The organism is Nocardia pseudobrasiliensis NBRC 108224 (assembly GCF_001613105.1).
Lineage (GTDB): Bacteria > Actinomycetota > Actinomycetes > Mycobacteriales > Mycobacteriaceae > Nocardia > Nocardia pseudobrasiliensis.
The window spans coordinates 120638-143900 of sequence record NZ_BDBS01000001.1 but is presented as its reverse complement, the minus strand read 5'-3'; the positions used below and the strand labels follow the sequence as shown (position 1 = coordinate 143900).

Genomic DNA, 23263 nt, shown 5'->3' with positions numbered 1-23263 from the left:
CCTTGTCACCGCCGCTCACTGGGTTACCTCCTGACGCGTGCCCTCGCCCGCTCGGTTCCGATCGAATCCACGTTCGTGCGCCACGTCGGCCAGCAGGGTCTTGAGCTGCTTGCGGCCGCGGTGCAGACGGGACATGACCGTACCGATCGGGGTCCCCATGATGTCGGCGATCTCCTTGTAGGGGAAGCCCTCCACATCGGCGTAGTACACCGCCATCCGGAACTCCTCCGGAAGGGACTGCAGGGCGGCCTTGATGTCGTCGTCGGGTAGCGCCTCGAGCGCCTCCATCTCCGCCGAGCGCAGACCCGTCGAGGTGTGCTCGGCCGTAGAGGCCAGTTGCCAGTCGGTGATCTCGTCGGTCGGATACTGCGCGGGCTGGCGCTGCTTCTTGCGATAGGAGTTGATATAGGTGTTGGTCAGGATCCGGTACAGCCAGGCACGCAGATTGGTGCCCTCGCGGAAGGATCGGAAGCCCTGGAACGCCTTGGCGAAGGTCTCCTGCACCAGATCCTCGGCATCGGCCGGATTGCGGGTCATCCGCAGGGCCGCGCCGTAGAGCTGATCCAGCAGCGGGAGCGCGTCGCGCTCGAACCGCTCGGCCAGTTCCGTCTCACTCGAATTGCTGCGCGCACCCGGCTCGTCATCCGCGAAATCGTCATCGATGGCCGGGTCATCGGGCTCGTCGATGCCGGCCGCCAAATCGTCGTCGCTCGTCACGCCCATCCCTTCGATCGCCGTAGCTTTCGAATCTACCGCGAGCGGGGTGGGCAGCAGGAATCCGGTGACGGGGGCCACCGGGCGTTCATCGACCAGAACGGTCACCGGCACACTCCTTCGGGGTCTCGCTGGGTGGGCTGTGCTGCGTATGGCATGCAACATGCCGGGGCTTCGCTGTGTTCCCACGCAAGGCGTAAATGCTTTGGGCCCGACCGGCCGGGGCACCTAATCTGACCCGCATGGCAGGTGCATCGACCCAGGCGATCCGGGTTCTGACCCAAACGAAGACCGACCACCGCGTGCACGCCTACCCCCACGATCCGCGCAGCGACTCCTTCGGCGCCGAGGCCGTCGCGGCACTGGCCGAACAGCTGGGCGTGCTGGCCGAGCAGATCTTCAAGACGCTGGTGATCGAGCTGTCCACCGGTAGCCTCGCGGTCGCCGTGCTGCCGGTGCCGAACACCTTGTCGCTCAAGGCCGCCGCGGCCGCGCTCGGCGTTCCCAAGGCCGCGATGGCCGACCGAGCCAAGGCCGAACGCATCACCGGCTATGTCCTGGGCGGTATCTCGCCGCTGGGCCAGAAGCGCCTGCTGCCCACCGTGATCGATGCCTCGGCGCTGAACTGGGACCGCATGCTGTGCAGTGCGGGCCGCCGCGGCCTCGAGATCGAACTTGCCCCCGCGGATCTGATCCGGCTCACCAAGGCGGTGACCGCCCCGGTGATCCAGGGCTGACCAGGCACGATTCAGGTCACAGAAAAACTACTTGCCTGTCGGGGGAATATCTCGGCATACTTGCTGCGTACAACTACTTGTCAGATACAACCAATTGCTTCGTACAAGCAGTTGACCCGCACAAGGAGGCGACAGACCCATGGACAGCGACGCGGTGATCGACCAGATCGCCCAGCAGCTGATCCGGCTCGGCAAGATTCGCGAACGCACCCAGGCGCAGATCGCCGCGATATCCGGCGGTGAGATCGAGGTCGCGGCCTACGGAATCATCTTCCGGTTGCTCTGCGACGGCCCGATGCGTTCGGGAGCCCTGGCCGACGCCCTCTACTCCGACGCCTCCACGATCAGCCGCCAGGTCGCGCACCTGGTCAAACGCGGACTGATCGAACGTCGGGCCGATCCGGCCGACGGGCGGGCCAGCGTTCTGGTCGTCACCGATGCCGGCCGGGAGGTCGCCGCGGAGATCCGCCGGCGCCGCAATCAGACCCTGGATCGGGTCATGGCGAACTGGGACCACGACGAACGCGCACTGCTGGGGAGACTGCTGCACCGATTCGTCGACGACTACGAGGCCGCCCGGCCCGCCATCCTGACTCCCCCGACTTCCGAAAACTCTGCGACGGAGAAAGATTCGTGACGACAACCATCGAAGAACCGAGATCGGAGGCATCCGGTTTCACCCACCGCCAGATCCTGGTGATCATGAGCGGCCTGATGCTCGGCATGCTGCTGGCCGCACTCGACCAGACCATCGTGTCGACCGCCATCCGCACCATCGCCGACGATCTGCAGGGCTACTCCCTGCAGGCCTGGGTGACCACCGCCTATCTGATCACCGCGACCCTCGCGACCCCGCTCTACGGCAAATTGTCCGATATGTACGGCCGTAAGCCGTTCTACCTCGCGGCCATCACGATCTTCGTGATCGGCTCGCTGGCCTGTTCGTTCGCGCAGTCGATGTACGAATTGGCCGCCTTCCGCGCGCTGCAGGGCCTGGGCGCGGGTGGTCTGATGTCACTGGCGCTGACCATCATGGGCGATATCGTCAGCCCGCGTGAACGCGCCCGCTACCAGGGCTATTTCCTCGCGGTGTTCGGCACCTCGAGCGTGGTCGGCCCGGTGCTCGGCGGCCTGTTCGCCGGTCAGGGAGATCTGCTGGGCATCACCGGTTGGCGCTGGGTGTTCCTGGTGAACGTGCCGGTCGGCGTGCTCGCGCTGGCCGTGGTGACCAAGGTGCTGCGCCTGCCGAAGCGGCCGCATCCGGGCGTTCGTATCGACTGGTGGGGCGTGCTCATGCTGGCCGTCGGCATCGTGCCGCTACTGGTCGTGGCCGAGCAGGGTCGCGAATGGGGTTGGGGCAGTATCAATTCGGTGCTCTGCTACGTGATCGGCGTGCTGGGCGTGCTCAGCTTCGTCGCGGTCGAGGCCAAACTGGGTGACGCGGCGCTGATCCCGCTGCGGATGTTCAGGAATTCGACCTTCGCCCTGGGCGTGCTCATCTCGTTCGTGGTCGGTGCGGCCATGTTCGGTGGCATCAGCCTGATCCCGCAGTACCTGCAGGTGGTGCGCGGTTCGAGTCCGACCGTGGCGGGTCTGCAGATGCTGCCGATGGTGATGGGCATGATGTTCGGCTCGATCGTGGCCGGTCAGACCATCTCGCGGACCGGGCGCTATCGGGCCTTCCCGCTGATCGGCGCGGCACTGCTGACGCTGGGTCTGTTCCTGCTGCACTTCGTGACCGCCGACAGCCAGCTGTGGCTGGTGATGATCTTCATGGCGATCACCGGTCTTGGCCTGGGTAATCTGATGCAGCCGCTGACCCTGGCACTGCAGAACGCGTTGCCGCCCAAGGATATGGGCGTGTCCACCGCAGCCGCGACCTTCTTCCGGCAGATCGGCGGCACCCTGGGCGTGGCGGTGTTCCTGTCCATCCTGTTCGCCCAGCTGACCCCGAACATCGGTAACCAACTGCAGTCCTCGGCCTCGCAGCCGGCGTTCCAGCAGGCCGTCGCCGAGGGTGTGCACAGCGCCAATCCGGCCGATGCCGCGCTGTCGAAGGGTCTTGCCGCCCACGACGTCTCGGCCGCCGGCGGCGTGCTCAACGACAGTTCGGTGATCCAGCAGCTGAATCCGACGCTGGCCCGGCCGTTCAAGGTTGGCTTCGCCGATTCGATGTCGACGGTATTCCTGTCGGTCACCGGCATCGCGGCCCTGGCCCTGGTCCTGGTGCTGTTCTGGAAGGAGGTGCCGCTGCGCACCGCGGGCGGCATCCAGGCCGGATCCGAGGCGAACGAACGCGAGGTGGCCACGGCCCAGCCGATCTGATATCCGCCGGGGAAGGCGGCTCCACTGCGAAGTGGGGCCGTCTTCCCGTATCCGGACACGCCGGGGTCACGGGCAATAAACGCGCAAATCACCCAAAACGACCGCGCGCGTATGCCTTACTTATCGGGCCAGATTCGTTCGACCCGAGGATGTGATGCGACATGTCCGATCGACACCGTTTCCGCACCATGATCGTCGCTGTGTCGGGCGGTGCCCTGCTAGCCATGGGATCCGGTATCGCGGTCGCGGCCCCGGCGACCGTGACACCGGTGGATTCGAATTACCCCATGGGTGGTCCCGGACCGGGTAGGGCCGCACAGGAACCCGGTAAACAGGCGGAGAAGGCCGAGAAGTTCGGCGGCAGCCTGACCACCAAACTCGTCGATCTCGGCGCGAGCGTGGTGAAATGCGGCCTCAGCGTGGCGGTCTCGGCGGTCCGCTGCGATATGTGACGACCGGACCGGTCAGATCAGACTGATCTGACCGGCCTGTTCGCTGTGCGAGGTATCGGCCAGCAGTTCCGGGCCGTTGTTGCGCACGCTGTTCACCAGCGGCGACACCGGACGGGCGACGATATCGGAAATCCATTCCACCGGAGGCGTTTCCAGCAGTTCCAGCGGGGCGGGGTGGTCCGGATCCAGCCAGGCGTCCCAGTGTTCGCGCGGCATCGGCAGCGGCATGCGGTCGTGAATCTTGGTCAGATCGCCGATCGCGTCGGTGGTGAGGATCGTGCACGACAGCAGCGGCCGCATCTGCGGCGTCTCCTTGTCGCGCCAGGTCGACCACAGTCCGGCCATATAGAGCCGCGAGCCGTCGGCATGGGACATGAAATAGGGCTGCTTGATCGCCTTGCCCTTATCGGTCTGGCCCTCGACCAGCCATTCGTACCAGCCGTCCATCGGTACCAGACAGCGCCGCCGCTTCACCGCGTCGCGGAACGAGGCGGTGGTGGCGGCCTTGTCGGCGCGGGCGTTGAACAGCGGTTTGCCCTTGACCGGGACTCCCGGTTCGGCGGCCTTGGTCCACACGGGGATCAGGCCCCAGCGCATGCGCCGCACCCGCAGCCGCGGATCGTCGTCCGGATGGTCGCGATCGTGGCGCTCGACGACCGTGAGCACCTGATTGGTCGGCGCCACGTTGTAATTGGGACCGGCGTCGGGGCGATCCCCGGAGTCGGTCTCGTCGATGGCATCGAGCTCGGCGGCCAGCCTGGCCGGATTCGCCGTGGTCGCGTATCTGCCGCACATGAACCCCATGCTGCCACCGGGTACCGACAAGTGGTTGACCGAAACGACGGAAAGATGGCCGGAAATGCAACTGAAGGCAATTGACATCACATCTATGGTGTGAGAACTTCGTGCCGTAACCGTCTCACTAGGGGTCGCCGAGAAATGTCCACCACCGAGTCCACCGCCGTCACCCGCGAGACCACGCTGACCTCGGTCAACCCGGCCACGGGTGAAACCATCGCCAGCCATCCGATCGCCGATGAGCAGGCGGTCGCGGCCGCCGTCGCCACCGCTCGCAGTGCCGCCGCGGTCTGGGGTCGGCTGAGCTATGCCGATCGCAAGCGCCATCTGCTGCGCTGGGGCAGTCGCATCGTCGCCCGCTCCGAGGAATTCTGCGATCTCATCCATGCCGAGAACGGCAAGCCGCGCGACGACGCCTTCCTGGAATTGATGCTGGCCCTCGAACACATCAAGTGGGCCGCGAACAATGCCGAGAAGGTGCTGAAGCCCAAGAAGGTCTCCCCCGGCGCGCTGATGTCCAATTTCGCCGCCTATATCGAGCAGCGTCCGCTGGGCGTGGTCGGCGTGATCGGCCCGTGGAACTACCCGGTCTACACCCCCAACGGTTCGATCGCCTACGCGCTGGCCGCGGGCAATGCCGTGGTGTTCAAGCCGAGCGAATACTCCACGGGGATCGGCAATTTCCTGGCCGCCCTGTTCGCCGAGGCGAATCCCGAACTGCCCGAGGGCGTTTTCGCCACGATCAACGGCTACGGCGCGACCGGCGCGGCCCTGGTGAACGCGGGCGTGAACAAGATCGCCTTCACCGGCTCCACCGCCACCGGCAAGAAGATCATGGCCGCCGCGGCCGAAACGCTGACTCCCGTCCTGCTCGAATGCGGCGGCAAGGACGCGGTGATCGTGGCCGCCGACGCCGATATCAAGGCCGCCGCCGACGCGGTCGCCTACGGCGCGACCATGAACAGCGGCCAGACCTGCGCGGGCGTCGAGCGGGTCTATGTCGACAAGTCGATTAGCGGCGAATTCATCGCCGAGGTCAAGCGCATCCTCACCGATATCCACCCCGGCTCGGACAGCAAGGCCTCCTACGGCCCGATGACCATGCCGAGCCAGATCGATATCGTGCGCCGCCACATCGAGGACGCCCTGAAGAAGGGCGGCACCGCGGTGCTCGGCGGGCCGGAGTCGATCAAGGGCAACTACATCGAGCCGGTCGTCCTGGTCGACGCCGACGAGAGCTCGGAGGCGGTCTGCGAGGAGACCTTCGGCCCTACGGTCACCATCCGCACGGTCACCGGTATCGACGAGGCGGTCGAACTGGCCAACAGCAATAAATACGGCCTCGGCTCCACGGTCTTCTCCCGCAAACGCGGCCTGGAGATCGCCCGCCGCCTGCGCGCGGGCGCCACCTCGGTCAACTCGGTCCTCGGCTTCGCCGCCATCTCGGCCCTGCCCTTCGGCGGCGTAGGCGACTCCGGCATCGGCCGCATCCACGGCGCCCCCGGCCTCCTGGAATTCACGAGCCCCCACTCGATCGCCGTCCAGCGCTTCGCCGTCCCCGGCATGGCCCTGCTCAGCTACACCCGCACCGACCGCACCATGAACCTCCTCCGCAAGGTGGTCCCGCTGATCCACGGTCGGCACAAGTAAGTTCGTGTCCGGTCCGGCCACCGGTAAACCGGCTGGTCGCACCGGGTTTCGGCTAGCATTGAGCCATGGCCGCCCCACACGTCGAGCAGCCCGACCTCCCCGAGTACATGACCTGGGAGGAACTGGAGCGACTTCCCGAAGAGATCGCGGAGCAGATCGAGCTGTGGGAGGGGCGGGTGGTGTGGCTACGTCGAGGCCCTGCCGAGCACCAGACATTCATGCGCCGGCTGACGAACGGGTTCGAGTCCTGCGCACGTAAGGATATGTCGACCCAAACCGAGCATTGTTGGCGTGTCGACCTGGAAAGCAACGTCTTCTTCGGTGCGAGCGGCAAATCCGACTTCGTCACGCCAGATTTCCTGGTGTACCGCTGTCTGTCCGGTCCCTATCAGGACATCCGATCGGTGGATGTCGCCTTGGTCGGCGAGGTGCTGTCACCGTCCAACACCCAAACCATCGTCGAAGCCAAGAAAGCCCGCTACGCCAGTGCCGGGATCCCGTGGTACTGGGAAGTTGCGCTCGCCCGCGAGAGCAGCGCCATCGAGGTCGTCAAAGCCTATGGCCTCGAAACCCAGCCCGGCGATCTTCCCGAGGGTGTGCACCCGCTATATCCGGCCAACTACCTTCTGGTCGGCGAGTGGACCCAAGCCGATGCCGACGGCGTCCAGTTCGACCACCCCTTCCCCATCACCATCCCCTGGTCCGACCTCGAATTCTGAGCCGGGCAGGCTACAACTTCATGACCACCCGGATGCCGGAAGCTGTCATGAGCGAAGATGGACCGGTGAGTTTCTGGCCCGCGCCCCATACCGAACAGCCCGTGCATGCGACCGTGACGCTGCCCGGGTCGAAATCCATTACCAATCGGGCGCTGATCCTGGCGGCGCTCGCGGATCGGCCGTCGACGCTCACCGGGGCGTTGCGCAGTCGGGATACCAACCTGATGATCGCGGCGCTGCGGAGCATGGGTGCCGAAATCACCGGTGACGCGGACACTCTCACCGTCACTCCCGCCGCGACCCTCGGCAGCGCGACCGTCGACTGCGGTCTGGCCGGGACGATCATGCGGTTTCTGCCGCCCGCCGCGGCGCTCGCACACGGAGATGTGGCGTTCTTCGGGGATGAGCAGGCGCGGTCACGGCCGCTGAACACCATTCTCGACGCGCTGCGCAGCCTCGGAGTCGAGATCGACGGGAACTCGCTGCCGTTCGTCGTGCACGGCAATGGTTCGCTGCGCGGCGGGCCGGTCACCATCGATGCCTCCGGCTCCTCGCAGTTCGTCTCGGGGCTGCTGCTGTCGGCGGCCCGCTTCGTACAGGGTGTGACCGTGCGGCATCAAGGGGGGCAGCTGCCATCGATGCCGCATATCGAGATGACCGTGCAGATGCTGCGCCAGGCCGATGTGCGGGTCGACGCGCCCGAGGACGTACGGGCCGAACAGGTCTGGACGGTCGAGCCCGGCCCGATTCACGCCGTCGACTGGGAGATCGAACCCGATCTGTCCAATGCCACGCCGTTCCTGGCCGCGGCCGCGGTAACCGGTGGCCAGATGGTCATACCGCACTGGCCGCAGCTGACCACCCAGCCGGGCGATGTCATCCGGGAGATCCTGGTACGCATGGGCGCCGAGGCCCGGCGCTTCGACGGCAGGCTGACCGTGCGCGGGCCGGAACGCCTGGCCGGTATCGATATCGACCTGCACGATGTCGGCGAACTGACCCCGACCGTCGCGGCCCTGGCCGCCCTGGCCGATTCCCCGTCGCGCCTGCGCGGCATCGCGCATCTGCGCGGCCACGAGACCGACCGCCTGGCGGCGCTGTCCACCGAGATCAATCGGTTGGGCGGCAAGGTCACCGAGACAGAGGACGGCCTGCACATCGTGCCGACCGAACTGCACGGCGGCCGGTGGCACTCCTACGCCGACCACCGCATGGCCACCGCGGGCGCGATCCTGGGCCTGCGAGTGCCGGGCGTGGAGATCGAGGACATCGGCACCACCGCCAAAACCCTGCCGAATTTCGTTTCCCTTTGGGAGGCAATGCTTTTCGGTGAAGGAGCGGCGCGCTGAGGCGGCGCGACTACGACGAGTCCGATGTCCGGGTGCGCCCGGGCAGGGGCTCGCGGCCCCGCACCAAGACCCGGCCCGAACATCGGGATGCGGTGGGCGCCATGGTCACCGCCGTCGACCGCGGCCGCTGGAGCTGTGTGCTAGAGGGCGATCCCGAACGCCCGATCGTGGCCATGCGGGCCCGCGAACTGGGCCGCACCCCGATCGTGGTCGGCGACCAGGTGGGTGTGGTCGGCGATCTGTCCGGCGCGCCCGATAGCCTCGCCCGGATCGTGCGGGTCGAGGAGCGGCGAACGGTATTGCGGCGCACCGCCGATGACACCGATCCGTTCGAACGCGTGGTGGTCGCCAATGCCGAACAGCTGTTCATCGTGGTGGCGCTGGCCGACCCCCCGCCGCGCACCGGCTTCGTCGAACGCGCCATGGCCGCCGCGTATGCCGGTGGACTGCAACCGATTCTGTGCCTGACCAAACACGATCTGGATCCGGAATCCGGATTCGCCACGGAATTCCAGGATCTGGACCTCACCATCGTGCACGGCGGCCGCGAGGATGCGCTCGATCCCATCCTCGACCTGCTGCGCGACAAGCTCAGCTGTCTGCTCGGCCACTCCGGCGTCGGCAAGTCCACGCTGGTGAATCGCCTTGTCCCCGAGGCGGATCGGGCCGTGGGCGAGGTCTCCGGCGTCGGCAAGGGCCGCCACACCTCCACCCAGTCGATCGCACTGGCGCTACCCGGCGGCGGCTGGGTCATCGACACCCCGGGCATCCGCTCGTTCGGTCTGGCCCACATCACCCCCGACGATGTCATCCAGGCCTTCGCCGATCTCGCCGAGGCCATCGAGGACTGCCCGCGCGGCTGCACCCATCTGGGCCCGCCCGCCGATCCGGAATGCGCGCTGGACCAGCTGCCCGGTAAGGAGCGCCGGGTGGCCGCGATCCGCCGCCTGCTGGTCGCCCTGAAGTCCAATGACCCCTGGGTCCTCGGATCCGGCGGCTAGTCGAAACACCTTCCCCGAAGTCCTTGTGGGCCGCGTCACAGCATGAGTAGCATGCTACTCATCTTGTAAGGCATGTCACTCAGTATTGTGGCATGACACAGCTCGTGGAGGAAAGATGGCCAGTGCGGTCCCCGCGTCCGAGCAGATCCGGACGAATGCGCTGCGGAAGGTGACCTTACGAATCGTGCCGCTACTGGTCGTCGGTTACGTGGTGAGTTACGTCGATCGGATCAATATCGGCTTCGCCAAATTCGGCATGGACCAGGCATTCGGCATGAGCGCGACCGCCTACGGCTTCGCGGCGGGCATCTTTTTCGTCGGCTACATCCTGGCCGAGGTGCCGAGCAATATCGTGATGACCAAGGTCGGCGCCCGGGTATGGCTGAGCCGAATCCTGGTGACCTGGGGGCTGATCGCGGCGGCCACGGCGTTCGCGCCGAACTTCACCACCGTCTGCGTCCTGCGCTTCCTGCTCGGCGTGGCCGAGGCCGGATTCTTTCCGGGCATCATCGTCTACCTCACGCGTTGGTATCCCAATGCCGATCGACCGCGGGTGATCTCGACGGTGATGGTGGCGATCCCGGTGGCCAGCGTGATCGGCGGCCCGCTCAACGGCTGGATCCTCGACACCTTCGACGGCGCACTGGGTTTGGCGGGCTGGCGCTGGGTGTTCGTGGTCGGCGGCGTGCCCGCGATCGCGCTGGGTATCGCGTTCTTCCTGTTCCTCACCGAGACCCCGGATCGCGCCCGCTGGCTCACCGATGCCGAGAAGTCCTGGCTGAGCGCCACTTTGGCCGCCGAGGACGCCGAGCGCGCGACCGCCGCGCCGGTGGGGCATCTGGCCGCACTACGCAATCGGCGGGTGATCGCGCTGTGCGCGGCCTATTTCCTGCTGCTGTGCGGTGCGTATCCGCTGACCTACTGGATGCCCTCGGTGATCAAGGATGCCGGAAAGGGCCTGAGCAGCCTGCAGATCGGTTGGCTGTCGGCGGTGCCGTTCCTGCTGGCCGCGATCTGCATGTACGTATGCGGGCGGCTGATCCGCGACGATCGCTCCTCGCGTCCGGTGCTCATCGCCCTGGGCGTCTCGGTGGTGGCCTTCGTGGCGACCGCGGCCGAACTCGGCACGCCCGCAATCGCATTCGCGGCGATCACCATCGCGACGATGGCCGCGCAGACCGCCAAACCGCTGTTCTGGAGCGTGCCGACGGCATATCTCGCCGGGGCCGGGGCCGCCAGCGGGATCGCGCTGATCAATTCGCTCGGCAATGCCGCGGGCTTCGTCAGTCCGTACGCCTTCGGCTGGATCCGCGATGCCAGCGGCGGCAATACCGGCCTGTCCATGGGGGTGATGATCTTCGCCGAGATCGCCGCCTTCGCCGTCCTCGCCACGCTGGCGCTGCGGGCTCGCGTGCGGGTCGCTCGGCCCGAACCGCTCCCCGGCGTGGGCGCGTAGGAGTTCGCTCGGCAGGCGGCTACGCTGGACAATCGCCCGTGGCATCCGGCCGCGGGCGAGTCGCCGTGCTCGCCGGGTTCCACGAAGAGGTCTCGTGTCACAGGATGTGTCAGCCGACAGCAAGTCCGAGCAGATCGCCGAGGAGATCCGCGACGCGATCCGGCAGGGACGGCTCGAACGCGGTGTGCTGTACTCCTCCCGCGAACTCGGCGAAATGTTCGGCGCCTCGCGCACTCCCGTCCGCGAGGCGCTGCTGAAACTGGCCGATCTGGGGCTGGTCCGCATCGAACGCAATCGCGGCGCGCGCATCGTCGGCCAGGACGGCCGCGGCATCGTCGATCTGTGCAGCCTGCGCGTACTGCTCGAGCCGCCCGCCTGCCGCAGCGCCGCGGCCGTGCTGACCAGCCGCGACGACGAGGCCATGTTGGCCGAGTACCGGATCATGGAACGGCTGGCCGACGGCGGCCCCGAATACTTCGCCGCCGATGAGCGACTGCACGATCTGATCCTCGCGGCCAGCGGAAATCGGCGGCTGGCCAAGGTGGTTCGCGAACTGCGTCAGACCCTGACGCTCGACGGCCGCCACAGCGTGCCCAGGTATCAGCCGGTCGAGACCGCGCTGCGCGACCACTGGGATATCGTCGACGCGCTGCGTAAACGCGATGGCGTCGGGGCCGAGCGGGCCATGCGCAAACATCTCGTGCGCTCCGGCGATCTGCTGGTGGCGCATTCCAGTGCGGACAATCGCGGACTCGTCGCCGAATGGCGGCGCTGGGTGGCGGTTTCGATGCCCGAGGGCGAGCAGATCGACTTCTAGTTCACGCCGATCGCTAACGGCGCCGAATTCTACAAACCAGTTGCATGCTACTTAGCGGCAGTAGTATGTTTCCGACATGCCACCCACTTCCTATGCGACCGCACTGGCCCGCGGCATCCGTGCCACCGGTGCGGATCTGATCGGCTATGTGCCCTCGGTCAGCGTTGCCCCGGTCGTCTCGGCACTGGTCGAGGCGACCGGGGGCGCGGCCGGGCGGTCGTCGACGGTTTTCCCGCTGTCCCGCGAGGAGGAGGCCGCCGGCCTGCTCGGCGCGCTGCCGCTGGCGGGGCGATTCGGCGCGATCGTCATGCAGGACAACGGATTCGGCAATGCGCTCACCGCATTGACGACCTTCAATCTGGCTTACCACCTGCCGCTGCTGATCGTGGCCAATACCCGCGGCGGACTCGGCGAGTACAACTCGATGATCCACACCTTCAGCCAGCACGCGCCCGCACTGCTGGACCGGCTCGGAATTCCGGTGTTCGAACTGGACCGCCGTAGCCCGGCCGCCGATTGGGAGGCGGTCGTCACCGAGGCCGGAGCCCACGCGCGCATGACATTTCGACCGGTCGTGGTCCTCGCGCACTTCTGGAACACCGACGGAAAGGGGGCCTGAGCATGCGACGCATCGATGCGCTGCGCGTCATCGCCGAGCACACCGCGCGGTTGCCCGTGGTGGTCACCTGCGCGGCCTCCAGCCGGGAACTCGCGGCGGTCGCGGATCGGCCGAATCAGCTGTATCTGCTCGATTCGATGGGCCTGGCGGGTTCGGTCGCGACCGGCCTGGCCCTCGCGCTGGCCGATACCCCTATCCCTCGCGTGGTCACCATCGAGGGTGACGGCTCGCTGCTGATGAATCCGAATGTCCTTGCCACGGGCGGCTTCCTGCGTCCGGACAAGTTGGTGATGGTGCTGCTGGACAACGCCGTCTACGGCGCGACGGCCGATCTGCCGACCTATGCCGACGCCATCGATCTGGGCGCACTGGCCGAGGCCGCGGGCTGGACCGTACGGCGCGCGGCCGATCCGGCCGAACTCGCCGCCGAACTACCCGAGGCGCTCGCCACGAACGGTCCGGTGCTGCTGCATGTGCGCCTCGAGGCGGGTAACGCGCCGAATGTGCCGAAGCTGCTGGAAGATCCGGTGATCCTCGGTCGCCGCTTCCAGGACTGGTTGGCCGCCCGCGTCGGGGAGCTCGCATGATCACCACCATCGACCCCGCCACCGGCACACCGCTGGCCAACTACCCCTACACCTCCGAAATCGCACTGCGCGAATATCTTCGGCGCGCCGAGGCGATCGCGCACGGCCGACTGGAGCCGATCGACCTGCGCGCCAAATGCTTTCGCACACTGGGCGCTCAATTGCGCGGGAAAAGAGACGATCTGGCGCACCTGATCACCGCGGAGATGGGTAAACCCATCGCCCAGGCCCGCGCCGAGATCGACAAATGCGCCGTCACCTGCGATCACTACGCCGACAATCTGGCGGAACTGCTCACGCCGCAACACATCGACCTGTCCCCGGAAACCGGCCTGATCCGCCTGCGCCCGCTGGGCGTGATTCTGGCGATCATGCCGTGGAACTATCCGTTCTGGCAGGTGATCCGTTCGATGGTGCCCGCCCTCGCGGTCGGCAATACCGTACTGCTCAAACACGCCGACAATGTGACCGGCAGCGCGCACGCGGTCCGGCGGCTGTTCGAAGAGTCCTTCGGTCCGGGCGTGCTCACCGATATCGCGCTGCCGCCCGATCGGATCGGTCCGCTGATCGACGATCCTGCCGTGGCCGCGGTCGCCTTCACCGGTAGCAATCGGGTGGGCGCGCTCGTCGCCGAACGGGCCGGGCGCGCGGTCAAGAAGTCCGTGCTGGAACTGGGCGGTTCGGATCCGTTCCTCGTCCTGGCCGACGCCGATATCGCCGCCGCGGCCGCCGCGGCCGTGCGCTCACGATTCCTCAACACCGGCCAGAGCTGTATCGCGGCGAAGCGAATCATCGTGCAGCGCGACGTCTTCGACGATTTCGTCGACGCCGCACTGGCCGAGCTCGGCGCGCTGACCTACGGCGATCCGGCCGATCCGGACACCGACCTCGGCCCGATGGCCCGGGTGGATCTGCGCGACGAATTGCGCGCGCAACTCGACGCGACCGTGGGCGAGGGCGGGCGGGTGCTGACCGGCGGACATATCGACGACCGTCCAGGGGCCTGGTTCCCGCCCACGCTGGTGCGGGTACCCGCCACCTCCGTCACCGCGTTCATCGAGGAGACCTTCGGACCGCTCGGCGCGGTGCTGGCGGTCGACTCGCCCGACGCCGCCATCGCGGCCGCCAACGCCTCCACGTACGGATTGAGCTGCTCGATCTGGGGCGACGACCCCGATCTGATCGGCCATGTCGCCGATCGCGTCTCGGCCGGATCGGTCTTCGTCAACCGCATTTCCGAATCCGATCCGCGACTGCCCGTCGGCGGCGTCAAGGCCAGCGGTTACGGCCGCGAACTCGGCGCGTACGGCGTCGCCGAATTCGCCAATGTCCAGGCGGTGCGCACCGCCGCGAGCTCAGGAGCATGACATGACGATCACCCGAATCCAGGCCCGCGCGGTCGGCGTCCCGGTCGACCGGCCGACCCGAATGTCCAATCGGGACTTGAACTTCCGCCACTACGTCCTGGTCGACATCACCGATGACAGCGGTGTCGTCGGCACCGGCTACACCTACGCCGGCACCGGCGGCGGACGGCTGGCCAGATGCGCGGTCGAGGATCTGCTGGCGCCGGTGTATCTGGGGGCCGATCACGACGATGTCGTCGGACTGTGGGATCGGGCCTACCAGGAGACGCTGCTCGAGGGTCGCCGCGGCGCGGTGGTGCGGGCGCTGTCGGCCATCGATATCGCGCTATGGGATCTGCGCGCGAAAAAGGCCGGTGTACCTCTGGTTTCGCTGCTCGGCGGCGCGACCACCACCCTGCCCGCCTACGCCTCCGGCGGCTACTACCGGCCCGACGAGGGTGAGTGGACCGATGCGGTAATGCGCGAAATCGAATTCAACAGATCCCAGGGCTTCATCGATCACAAGATCAAGGTGGGCGGGCTGCCGATCGCACAGGATGCCGAGCGGGTGGCCGCCGCGGTCGCGGCGATCGGCGACGGGCGGCTCGCATTGGACGCCAACAACGCCTACCGTTCGGTCGCCGAGGCACGCGTGGCCATCGAGACCTTCGAACGCGCCGCCGGTGACGTCCCGCTGTGGTGGTTCGAGGAACCGCTGTCCCCCGAGGCGATCTCGGGTCACGCGGAGCTGGCGCGTGCCATCCGCACCCCGGTGGCGACCGGCGAGATCCATCAGACCCGCTGGGAGTTCCGGCGACTCGTCGAGGCCGGGTCGGCCGCGGTGCTGCAGGCCGATGCCGGGGTGTGCGGCGGAGTGACCGAATGGCTGCGCATCGCTCACCTCGCGGACGCCTTCGGCCTGCGCATGGCGCCGCACTGGCATCACAATCTGCACGTCCACCTGTGTGGCGCGATCTCCAATGCCCTGGTGGTCGAATACTTCGCGGCGGAGAAGGGCATCTACAACTTCGAGAAGCTGCTGACCGCCGACAGCCGCCTGCACTACGGCGACAATCGGGTCGTCGTCCCCGCCAAGCCCGGTCTGGGCATCGAATGGGATGCGGAGGTCGTTACCAAATACGAACTGGCCGAATGATTTTCAGTGGCCGTCGGCCTGCTTCGGCGCGAACGGCCACTCCTCGAACCAGGTGCAGTGCCCGCGGGAATCGAAGCGAATGATCCACAGATCGCGCCAACGGCTCGGGTGATCGGCCGGATACTCCACCGCAACCCGTACGACGGCCGTATCCCCCTCCACCGCAACGATGTCGAAGGTCATCGTGAACGGCTCGTTGGGCCCGGATCGGCCGTCCTCCCAGAAGCGGGCCAGCGCCGCGAGTCCACGCACCGGCTGGGCCCAGGGCGAGGGCAGATATCCGATCTCCTCGGCGAACAGATCGCGCAGTCGCGCGGTTCCCGGTGACCGCCAAGCCAACTCGTATCCGTGCATCCACGCTTCGACGGCCGCCCGCTCCATTCCCGAACGGTACCCGGGCCGACCGAACGGTATTGCCACATCGCAAAAATCCGGCAACAACCGGCAACACCGCAACAGTTCCCCCGACGGGCGACGACACCGCAAACTACCGATAGCCCCGCTGCCGGACCGATGTCCTTGCCCCTCATCGACCTCTCCGGCAGCGGGTGCATACCAAGCTCATCGGGCGACGCAACGCGTGGCAATGAAAACGCCCTCCCGCCGTGCGGCGGGAGGGCGTTTTCATTCGAAATCAGTGACGGCGCTTGGTCTTCGGCGGCTTGGCGTGCCGGCCCTCCGAGCGCTGGGCCTCCCGGCGTTCGCGGCGGGTCATCCCGTCGCCGGGGCGGTCGTCGCCGTACTCCTCCGAACCGCTGTGGCGCGCGACATGGCCGCCCTCGTCCGGACCGGAATAGGTCAGGCCGCCGACGTTCGGGCGATCGCCGATTCCCTTGGCGCGCAGGGCCGCCGGGGCGACGGGCTGCTCGTCTACGGGTGCGGCGGGGCCACCGGCCATCGCGCCGACCGGCGAACGCAGGCCCGGATCCACCGAAACACCCTGCGGCTGCGGCTGTTGCACCTCGACCTGCAGGTTGAACAGGAAGCCGACCGACTCCTCCTTCAGACCTTCCAGCATGGCGGCGAACATGTCGAAGCCCTCGCGCTGGTACTCGACCAGCGGGTCGCGCTGCGCCATGGCACGCAGGCCGATGCCCTCCTTGAGGTAGTCCATCTCGTAGAGGTGTTCGCGCCACTTGCGATCCAGCACGCTGAGCAGCACCTGACGCTCCAGATTGCGCATACTGCCCTCGCCCGCGAGATCGTCGATCTCCTTCTCGCGGCGGGCGTAGGCGTCGTGGGCATCCTCGAGCAGCGCCTCGAGCAATTCCTCGCGGCTCAGATCGCCGATCTCGCCGGTAGCGTTCTCGCCGGTCAGATCCTTGTGATCAATGCTGCTGGGGTACAGGGTCTTCAGCGCGCCCCACAGCTTGTCCAGATCCCAGTCCTCGACATAGCCCTCGGCGGTCGCGCCGTTGACGTAGGCCGTGATCACATCGGTGATCATGTTCTGGACCTGGCCCTCCATATCCTCACCGGCCAGGATGCGCTGGCGCTCGGCGTAGATCACCGTGCGCTGCTGGTTCATCACCTCGTCGTACTTCAGAACGTTCTTGCGGATCTCGAAGTTCTGCTGTTCGACCTGGGTCTGAGCGCTCTTGATGGCGCGCGAGACCATCTTCGCCTCGATCGGCACATCGTCGGGCAGGTTGAGCCGGGTCATGATCGACTCCAGCGCCGCGCCGTTGAACCGCCGCATGAGCTCATCGCCCAGCGACAGGTAGAACCGCGACTCACCCGGATCGCCCTGACGGCCGGAGCGACCGCGTAGCTGATTGTCGATACGCCGCGACTCGTGCCGCTCGGTGCCGAGCACATAGAGGCCACCGGCCTCGCGCACCCGCTCGGCATCCTCTTCCACCTGCTGCTTGACCCGCTCCAGGGTGGGCATCCAGTGCGCCTGGTAGTCGTCGGGGGTGTCGACCGGATCCAGGCCCTGGCGACGCAGCAGCAGGTCGGCGATGATGTCCGGATTACCGCCGAGCACGATATCGGTACCACGACCGGCCATATTGGTCGCGACGGTCACCGCGCCCGGCCGACCGGCCTCGGCGATGATCTGCGCTTCCTGCTCGTGGAACTTCGCATTGAGCACGTTGTGCGGAATGCCGCGCTTGGTCAGCAGTTTCGACAGGTACTCCGAGCGCTCCACCGAGGTGGTGCCGACCAGCACCGGCTGATCCTTCTCGTGCCGTTCGGTGATGTCGTCGGCGACCGCGTTGAACTTGGCCTCTTCGGTCTTGTAGATCAGATCGGCCTGATCCTTGCGGACCATCGCGCGGTTGGTCGGAATCGGCACCACGCCGAGGCCGTAGATCGAGTGCAGCTCGGCCGCTTCGGTCTCGGCGGTACCGGTCATGCCGGAGAGCTTGTCGTAGAGGCGGAAGTAGTTCTGCAGCGTGATGGTGGCCAGCGTCTGGTTCTCCGGCTGGATCTCCACGCCTTCCTTGGCCTCGATGGCCTGGTGCATGCCCTCGTTGTAGCGGCGGCCCACCAGGATTCGGCCGGTGAACTCGTCGACGATGATGACCTCGCCGTTGCGGACGATGTAGTCCTTGTCGCGGACGTAGAGTTCCTTGGCCTTGACGGCGTTGTTCAGATAGCTGACCAGCGGCGAGTTGGCGGCCTCGTAGAGATTGTCGATACCGAGCTGATCCTCGACGAATTCCACGCCGGCCTCGTGCACGCCGATCGTGCGCTTCTTGATGTCGACCTCGTAGTGCAGGTCCTTCTTCAACAGCGGTGCGATGCGGGCGAATTCGGCGTACCACTTCGACGACGCGTCGGCCGGACCCGAGATGATCAGCGGGGTGCGGGCCTCGTCGATGAGGATCGAGTCGACCTCGTCGACCACGGCGAAGTTGTGCCCGCGCTGGACCAGATCGTCCAGCGAGTGGGTCATATTGTCGCGCAGGTAGTCGAAGCCGAATTCGTTGTTGGTGCCGTAGGTGATGTCGGCGCCGTAGGCGGCGCGGCGCTCGGCCGGGCTCATGCCGCCCAGGATCACCCCGACCTCGAGGCCCAGGAAGCGGTGCACGCGGCCCATCCACTCCGCGTCGCGCTTGGCCAGATAGTCGTTGACGGTGACCACGTGCACGCCCTCGCCGGACAGCGCGTTGAGGTAGGCCGGAAGCACACAGGTGAGGGTCTTGCCCTCACCGGTCTTCATCTCCGCCACGTTGCCGATGTGCAACGCGGCGCCACCCATGATCTGGACCTTGTAATGCTTCTGGCCGAGGACTCGCCACGCCGCCTCGCGAGCGACCGCGAACGCCTCGAGCAGCAGTTCGTCCAGCGATTCGCCCTCGGCGTAGCGCTGCCGGAACTCGTCGGTCTTGTCCCGCAGTTCGATATCGGTGAGATCCGCGAACTCCCGCTCGAGATCGATGACCTCGTCGGCCAGCCGCGCGAGCCGCTTGACGACGCGACCCTCACCAAAACGTAGCAACCTCGTCAGTGTCAGCGCAGGCACGGGTCTCGTCAGTCCTCTGTGGTCGGTGTTGTTCGTCTCGGCGCCCCCTCGGGGCTGGAACCCCGAGCAGGGCTGACTGTGGCAGCATCGCCCATGGTAATGCGGGATCCATCCTAGGCGGCGGGCGCGCACCGCACGGCAGCCATGGGTGCGTTATTCGCCGCGATCATCGCAATCTAAGGGCCACGAGGCGCCATTCGCCACGTCGGCGGGCCACCCGGGCGGCGATCGCGAACCGGCGAGCGCCGCGTTCGTACCCCGCGACCACCTCGGCCACACCCGGTGCGATCGGTTCCGCCCGCACCGTCACCAGTACCGCCGCGCCCAAGCGGCGATCGGCGACGCCGGTGCGGGCGAGGGTTTCGATGGTGGCCGTCACGGCGGGGTCGGCCAGTCGCACCAGCTGCGCGGTCGGGCGCCGACCGTCCAGCGCCTCGAGCACCAGACGTAGCGAACGCTCGGCGAATAGCGTTGCCCCCGAACCGATTTCACCCCGCCCGGCGTAGGATGGGGAACGCCCGTCGTGCGGTGAGCGGCGCTGGGAGCCGCGCAGGCGGTAGGCCGCACCCGCACGTCGCGGTCGGCAGGGCAGCGACGCCCGGCCCGACCGACCGGCGGAGCTCAGCGGCGGTTCGGCATTCGGCACGCGCGACAACATCCGATTTCCCCCTGTTTCGTCGGCCCCCCTGGACACGAATCGCACCAGCATCGCACGGAATCCGCGAGATCTGCCACACGGCCGCCGCGCGACGGTTTGTGGGACCTCACAATGGAGCGGGTACCGGAAGGGAGCACCGACAAGCGTGATCACGAGACTGACGCCGCAGGATGCGTCGTTCTACCGGCTCGAATCGAGCAGTAATCCGATGCATATCGGTTCACTCGCGATCGTGCGCGCGGCCGACGAGGGCGGATTGGGTTACGACCGCCTGGTCCAACTCGTCGAGGGGCGGCTGCCGCTGGTGCCGCGCTATCGACGCAAGGTGCGCGAGATCCCGTTCGCCGTGGGGCGGCCGGTGTGGGTGGAGGACAGTCGCTTCGACATCACCTATCACGTGCGGCGCTCGGCGCTGCCCGGTCCGGGTTCCGACGAACAGCTCTACGATCTGGTCGCCCGGCTCGCCTCGCGCCCGCTCGACCACACCCGGCCCCTGTGGGAGATGTATCTGATCGAGGGGCTGTCCGACGGCCGCCGGGCGATCTTCACCAAGACCCACAGCGCCCTGGTCGACGGCAGCACCGCCCTCGAGATCGGCCATGTCATCCTCGACACCAGCCCGTCGCCGCGCGAGCTGGCCGCCGACGCCTGGTCCGCGCGCCGGGAACCGACCGAGGTGGAGCTACTGGCCATGGCCGCGGTGGAATTGGCGGGTCAGCCGCGCGAGGCCCTCGAGGCGATGCGCGAGGCCGGGGCGAATTCGATCGTCGGGGTCACCGGCCGGGCCGTGGAACGGGTGGTCTCGCTGGTGCGCACGGCCGCCAGCGGCGCGCCCGACAGTCCGTTCAACGCGCGCACCTCGCGCAATCGCCGCTTCGACGTGGTCCGCACCGATCTCGAGGACTATCGCAAGATCCGCCGGCGCTTCGACTGTTCGATCAACGATGTGATCCTCGGCGTGCTGACGGGCGCGCTACGCGCCTTCCTGCAGTCGCGCGGGGAGATCCTCACCCAGTCGGCGGTGCTGCGCGCGGTCGTGCCCATGTCGGTCTATGTCGAGGGGCCGCACGGCGATCAGCTCAAACCGGCCAGCGAGGTGTCCTCGTTTCTGATCGATCTGCCGGTGGGCGAGCCGAATCCGGTGATGCGGCTGTCGCATATCCGGCACGCCACCGACGCCCACTCCCGACACCGGCGCAGCGTGCGCGCCCGCACCCTGGTTCACATGGCCGGCTTCGCTCCGGCGAGCCTGCATGCGATGAGTGTGCGGGCTGCGAGTACTTTCGCAGAGCACACGTTCAATCTGGTGATCACCAATGCGCCGGGTCCGCAGCAGCCGATGTACATCGGGGGCGCGCGGATGCTGGAGATGTATCCGGTGTCGCCGCTGCTGCGCAACCAGGCCTCGAGTATCGGAATCACGTCCTACGACGGAAACGTGTTCTACGGTCTCAATGCCGATCGCGATGCGATGGCCGACATCGGTGTGCTGTCCGCGGCGGTGCGCGAGTCGATGGAGGAGATGCTCGGTGCCTGCGTCCAGTGAAGGCAAGCTACGGGTCTACGTCCCGGCGACCGTTGCCATGCTGCGGGAGTTGGTGAACGATCGCGAACTGCGCGCCGTCAACGACACGGCGTTCGCGGTCACCCCGGCGCTGCGGGAGGCCTACGCCTCCGGCGACGACGACGAATTGGCCGAGGTCGCGATGGGTGAGGCCGCGCGCGCGTCGCTGCGGCTGCTGGCCGACGAGCGCGAGGCGGCCGTCAGCTCGGCGGGCGGCGACGAGGACGACGACGGCTACCACGCCCCGGTCTATCGGCGCGCGGTGATCGCCGCGGACGTCGCCGAGGCCGCCCTGCGGCCCGATCTCGACGACGCGGTGGTCCGGCTCTCGGCCGCGATCACCTACAACCAGATCGCCTCGGTCCATGTGGACCTGGCCGAGGCCGAACCGGCCGTGGCCAAGGCCGTCGACGTCATCGACGCCGCCGACCTCGGTGATCCGGATGCCGAGTTCGTGCTGGGCGATGCCGAGGATCACCAATTGGCTTGGTACGCCGCACAGGAACTGCCCTTCCTCTTGGACCTCCTGTAGTGACACGGCTCCCATCCTGACCTAACCTACGATGCCGTAACCTTGCTGACAGGAGCGCCGATCGGCGCGTGATCACAGGAAATGGGCGTCTGCACGAATGGTCTCGAAATCGGTACAGAGTATTCGGGAATGGCTGGAGGCTCCGGTGGCCGAAGCCAAGATGGCCGGTCGGACCCGCCTCAACGCCTTGCGCGGGGCCGCGGCGCGGATCACCACCCCCCTGCTGCCCGACGACTATCTGCACCTGGTCAATCCGCTGTGGTCCGCGCGCGAGCTGCGCGGCCGGATCGTGGATGTGCGCAAGGAGACGGCGGATTCGGTCACCCTGGTGATCAAGCCCGGCTGGGGTTTCGACTTCAAGTTCACCCCGGGTCAGTACATCGGCATCGGTGTCCTGGTCGACGGGCGCTGGCACTGGCGGTCGTATTCACTGACGTGTCCACCCGACTGGACCGATGCCGAGAGCCGGTCGAAGCGGCTGATCTCGATCGCCGTCAAGGCGATGCCCGAGGGCTTCCTGTCCAGCCACCTGGTCAACGGCGTGCCCGAGGGCACGGTCGTCCGATTGGCCGCGCCGCAGGGCGGATTCGTGCTGCCGGAGCCGCCCCCGGCGAAGATCCTGTTCGTCACCGCGGGCAGCGGTATCACCCCGGTGATGGCCATGCTGCGCACGCTGGACCGCCGCGACACGGTGCCCGATGTGGTGCACATCCACTCCGCGCGCACGGCCGAGGACGTCATGTTCGGCGCGGAGCTGCGCGAAATGCACGATCGGCATCCGAGTTTCACCTCACATCTGCACCTGACCGGTGAGCACGGCAAATTCGATCTCGCGCGGCTGGACGAGCTGTACCCGGACTGGCGCGAACGCGACACCTGGGCGTGCGGTCCGCTCGGCCTGCTCGACGATATCGAGAAGCACTGGGCCGCGGCCGATCTGAGCGATCGCCTGCATGTCGAGCGCTTCGAGGTGGACCGCTCGGCGGTCGGCCAGGGCGGTACGGTCACCTTCGGCCGCACCGGCCGCAGCGTCGCAATCGACGGGGCCACCAGCCTGCTGCAGGCCGGTGAGGGCGCGGGTGTGCAGATGCCGTTCGGCTGCCGAATGGGCATCTGCCAGACCTGTGTCGTAACGCTCACCGACGGACACGCCAGGGATCTGCGCAACGGCATGGAACGCCAGGCCGGTGAGAAAATCCAGACCTGTATCTCGGCGGCCGCGGGCGACTGCACCCTCGACGTGTGATCAGCCGCGCCCTCGGCCGTGACACCTGTTCACTGAGAACGGCTACCCTCTAGGCAGACACCGGC

22 protein-coding genes are annotated in these 23263 nt (G+C 67.1%); 17 read left to right on the top strand and 5 right to left on the bottom strand.

Translation table 11 applies throughout. The annotated features are described in order from the left end of the window. Positions 1-15: 15 nt before the first annotated feature. Positions 16-723: a sigma-70 family RNA polymerase sigma factor gene (locus tag NP4_RS00650; protein ID WP_373863799.1), complete on the bottom strand. Its 708-nt coding sequence runs from the start codon at positions 721-723 to the stop codon at positions 16-18. A gap of 233 nt (positions 724-956) precedes the next feature. Here NP4_RS00650 and ybaK point away from each other — a divergent pair, with 233 nt between their 5' ends. The 4 genes from ybaK (at position 957) to NP4_RS00630 (ending at position 4228) form a co-directional block, all read left to right on the top strand. After that, the gene (ybaK, locus tag NP4_RS00645) at positions 957-1451 is read left to right on the top strand and encodes a Cys-tRNA(Pro) deacylase (RefSeq protein WP_067990214.1); all 495 of its coding nucleotides are present in this window, start codon (positions 957-959) and stop codon (positions 1449-1451) included. A gap of 139 nt (positions 1452-1590) precedes the next feature. Continuing rightward, complete coding sequence (locus tag NP4_RS00640) at positions 1591-2088, top strand: MarR family winged helix-turn-helix transcriptional regulator (RefSeq protein WP_062507837.1); 498 nt, start codon at positions 1591-1593, stop codon at positions 2086-2088. Positions 2089-2153: 65 nt separating this feature from the next. Continuing rightward, entirely contained in the window at positions 2154-3776 is a 1623-nt protein-coding gene (locus NP4_RS00635; RefSeq protein WP_082875416.1) for an MDR family MFS transporter, read from the top strand. A gap of 161 nt (positions 3777-3937) precedes the next feature. After that, entirely contained in the window at positions 3938-4228 is a 291-nt protein-coding gene (locus NP4_RS00630; RefSeq protein ID WP_067990208.1) for a hypothetical protein, read from the top strand. 12 nt (positions 4229-4240) lie between these two features. Here NP4_RS00630 and NP4_RS00625 read toward each other — a convergent pair whose 3' ends face one another. Then, a complete protein-coding gene (locus NP4_RS00625) occupies positions 4241-5023 on the bottom strand; it encodes an SOS response-associated peptidase (RefSeq protein ID WP_067990542.1) in 783 nt (260 codons plus the stop codon). 144 nt (positions 5024-5167) lie between these two features. On the opposite strand from NP4_RS00625, the gene NP4_RS00620 reads away from it, so the two are divergent. From NP4_RS00620 to NP4_RS00575, 10 genes are all read left to right on the top strand, one after another. Then, positions 5168-6676 (top strand): aldehyde dehydrogenase family protein, encoded by a 1509-nt coding sequence (locus NP4_RS00620; RefSeq protein WP_067990203.1) that lies wholly within the window; start codon positions 5168-5170, stop codon positions 6674-6676. A 65-nt stretch (positions 6677-6741) separates the two neighbouring features. Next, positions 6742-7395, top strand: a complete 654-nt coding sequence (locus NP4_RS00615; RefSeq protein ID WP_067990201.1) for a Uma2 family endonuclease — start codon at positions 6742-6744, stop codon at positions 7393-7395. Positions 7396-7442: 47 nt separating this feature from the next. Continuing rightward, positions 7443-8744 (top strand): 3-phosphoshikimate 1-carboxyvinyltransferase, encoded by a 1302-nt coding sequence (gene aroA, locus NP4_RS00610; RefSeq protein WP_067990540.1) that lies wholly within the window; start codon positions 7443-7445, stop codon positions 8742-8744. Next, complete coding sequence (gene rsgA, locus NP4_RS00605) at positions 8741-9745, top strand: ribosome small subunit-dependent GTPase A (protein WP_067990198.1); 1005 nt, start codon at positions 8741-8743, stop codon at positions 9743-9745. Before aroA ends, rsgA begins: the two co-directional genes overlap by 4 nt. 115 nt (positions 9746-9860) lie before the next feature. Beyond that, on the top strand, positions 9861-11201 hold the full coding sequence (locus tag NP4_RS00600) for an MFS transporter (protein WP_067990194.1): 1341 nt from the start codon (positions 9861-9863) through the stop codon (positions 11199-11201). A 94-nt stretch (positions 11202-11295) separates the two neighbouring features. Further along, positions 11296-12018 (top strand): GntR family transcriptional regulator, encoded by a 723-nt coding sequence (locus tag NP4_RS00595; protein WP_067990192.1) that lies wholly within the window; start codon positions 11296-11298, stop codon positions 12016-12018. Between the two features lie 76 nt (positions 12019-12094). Next, complete coding sequence (locus NP4_RS00590; protein ID WP_067990189.1) at positions 12095-12637, top strand: thiamine pyrophosphate-binding protein; 543 nt, start codon at positions 12095-12097, stop codon at positions 12635-12637. Positions 12638-12639: 2 nt separating this feature from the next. Next, positions 12640-13224: a thiamine pyrophosphate-dependent enzyme gene (locus NP4_RS00585; RefSeq protein ID WP_067990186.1), complete on the top strand. Its 585-nt coding sequence runs from the start codon at positions 12640-12642 to the stop codon at positions 13222-13224. After that, complete coding sequence (locus NP4_RS00580) at positions 13221-14591, top strand: aldehyde dehydrogenase family protein (protein WP_067990182.1); 1371 nt, start codon at positions 13221-13223, stop codon at positions 14589-14591. Before NP4_RS00585 ends, NP4_RS00580 begins: the two co-directional genes overlap by 4 nt. Position 14592: 1 nt before the next feature. Next, positions 14593-15726 (top strand): mandelate racemase/muconate lactonizing enzyme family protein, encoded by a 1134-nt coding sequence (locus NP4_RS00575; protein ID WP_067990180.1) that lies wholly within the window; start codon positions 14593-14595, stop codon positions 15724-15726. Positions 15727-15729: 3 nt separating this feature from the next. Here NP4_RS00575 and NP4_RS00570 read toward each other — a convergent pair whose 3' ends face one another. The 3 genes from NP4_RS00570 to NP4_RS00560 all read right to left on the bottom strand — a co-directional run bounded on the left by NP4_RS00570 (position 15730) and on the right by NP4_RS00560 (position 19856). Next, a complete protein-coding gene (locus NP4_RS00570) occupies positions 15730-16107 on the bottom strand; it encodes a nuclear transport factor 2 family protein (protein ID WP_067990177.1) in 378 nt (125 codons plus the stop codon). 253 nt (positions 16108-16360) lie between these two features. Then, positions 16361-19198 carry a preprotein translocase subunit SecA gene (secA, locus tag NP4_RS00565; protein ID WP_067990173.1) on the bottom strand — a complete coding sequence of 946 codons (2838 nt, stop codon included), beginning with the start codon at positions 19196-19198 and terminating at the stop codon, positions 16361-16363. A gap of 166 nt (positions 19199-19364) precedes the next feature. Then, on the bottom strand, positions 19365-19856 hold the full coding sequence (locus NP4_RS00560) for an Rv3235 family protein (RefSeq protein ID WP_082875395.1): 492 nt from the start codon (positions 19854-19856) through the stop codon (positions 19365-19367). A gap of 145 nt (positions 19857-20001) precedes the next feature. On the opposite strand from NP4_RS00560, the gene NP4_RS00555 reads away from it, so the two are divergent. The 3 genes from NP4_RS00555 to NP4_RS00545 all read left to right on the top strand — a co-directional run bounded on the left by NP4_RS00555 (position 20002) and on the right by NP4_RS00545 (position 23198). Then, positions 20002-21402, top strand: coding sequence for a WS/DGAT/MGAT family O-acyltransferase (locus tag NP4_RS00555; protein WP_067990171.1), 1401 nt, complete (start codon positions 20002-20004; stop codon positions 21400-21402). Further along, a complete protein-coding gene (locus NP4_RS00550; RefSeq protein ID WP_373863797.1) occupies positions 21386-21952 on the top strand; it encodes a DUF6912 family protein in 567 nt (188 codons plus the stop codon). Before NP4_RS00555 ends, NP4_RS00550 begins: the two co-directional genes overlap by 17 nt. Before the next feature lie 97 nt (positions 21953-22049). Further along, positions 22050-23198 (top strand): ferredoxin reductase, encoded by a 1149-nt coding sequence (locus NP4_RS00545; RefSeq protein WP_067990166.1) that lies wholly within the window; start codon positions 22050-22052, stop codon positions 23196-23198. The last annotated feature ends 65 nt before the right edge of the window (positions 23199-23263 follow it).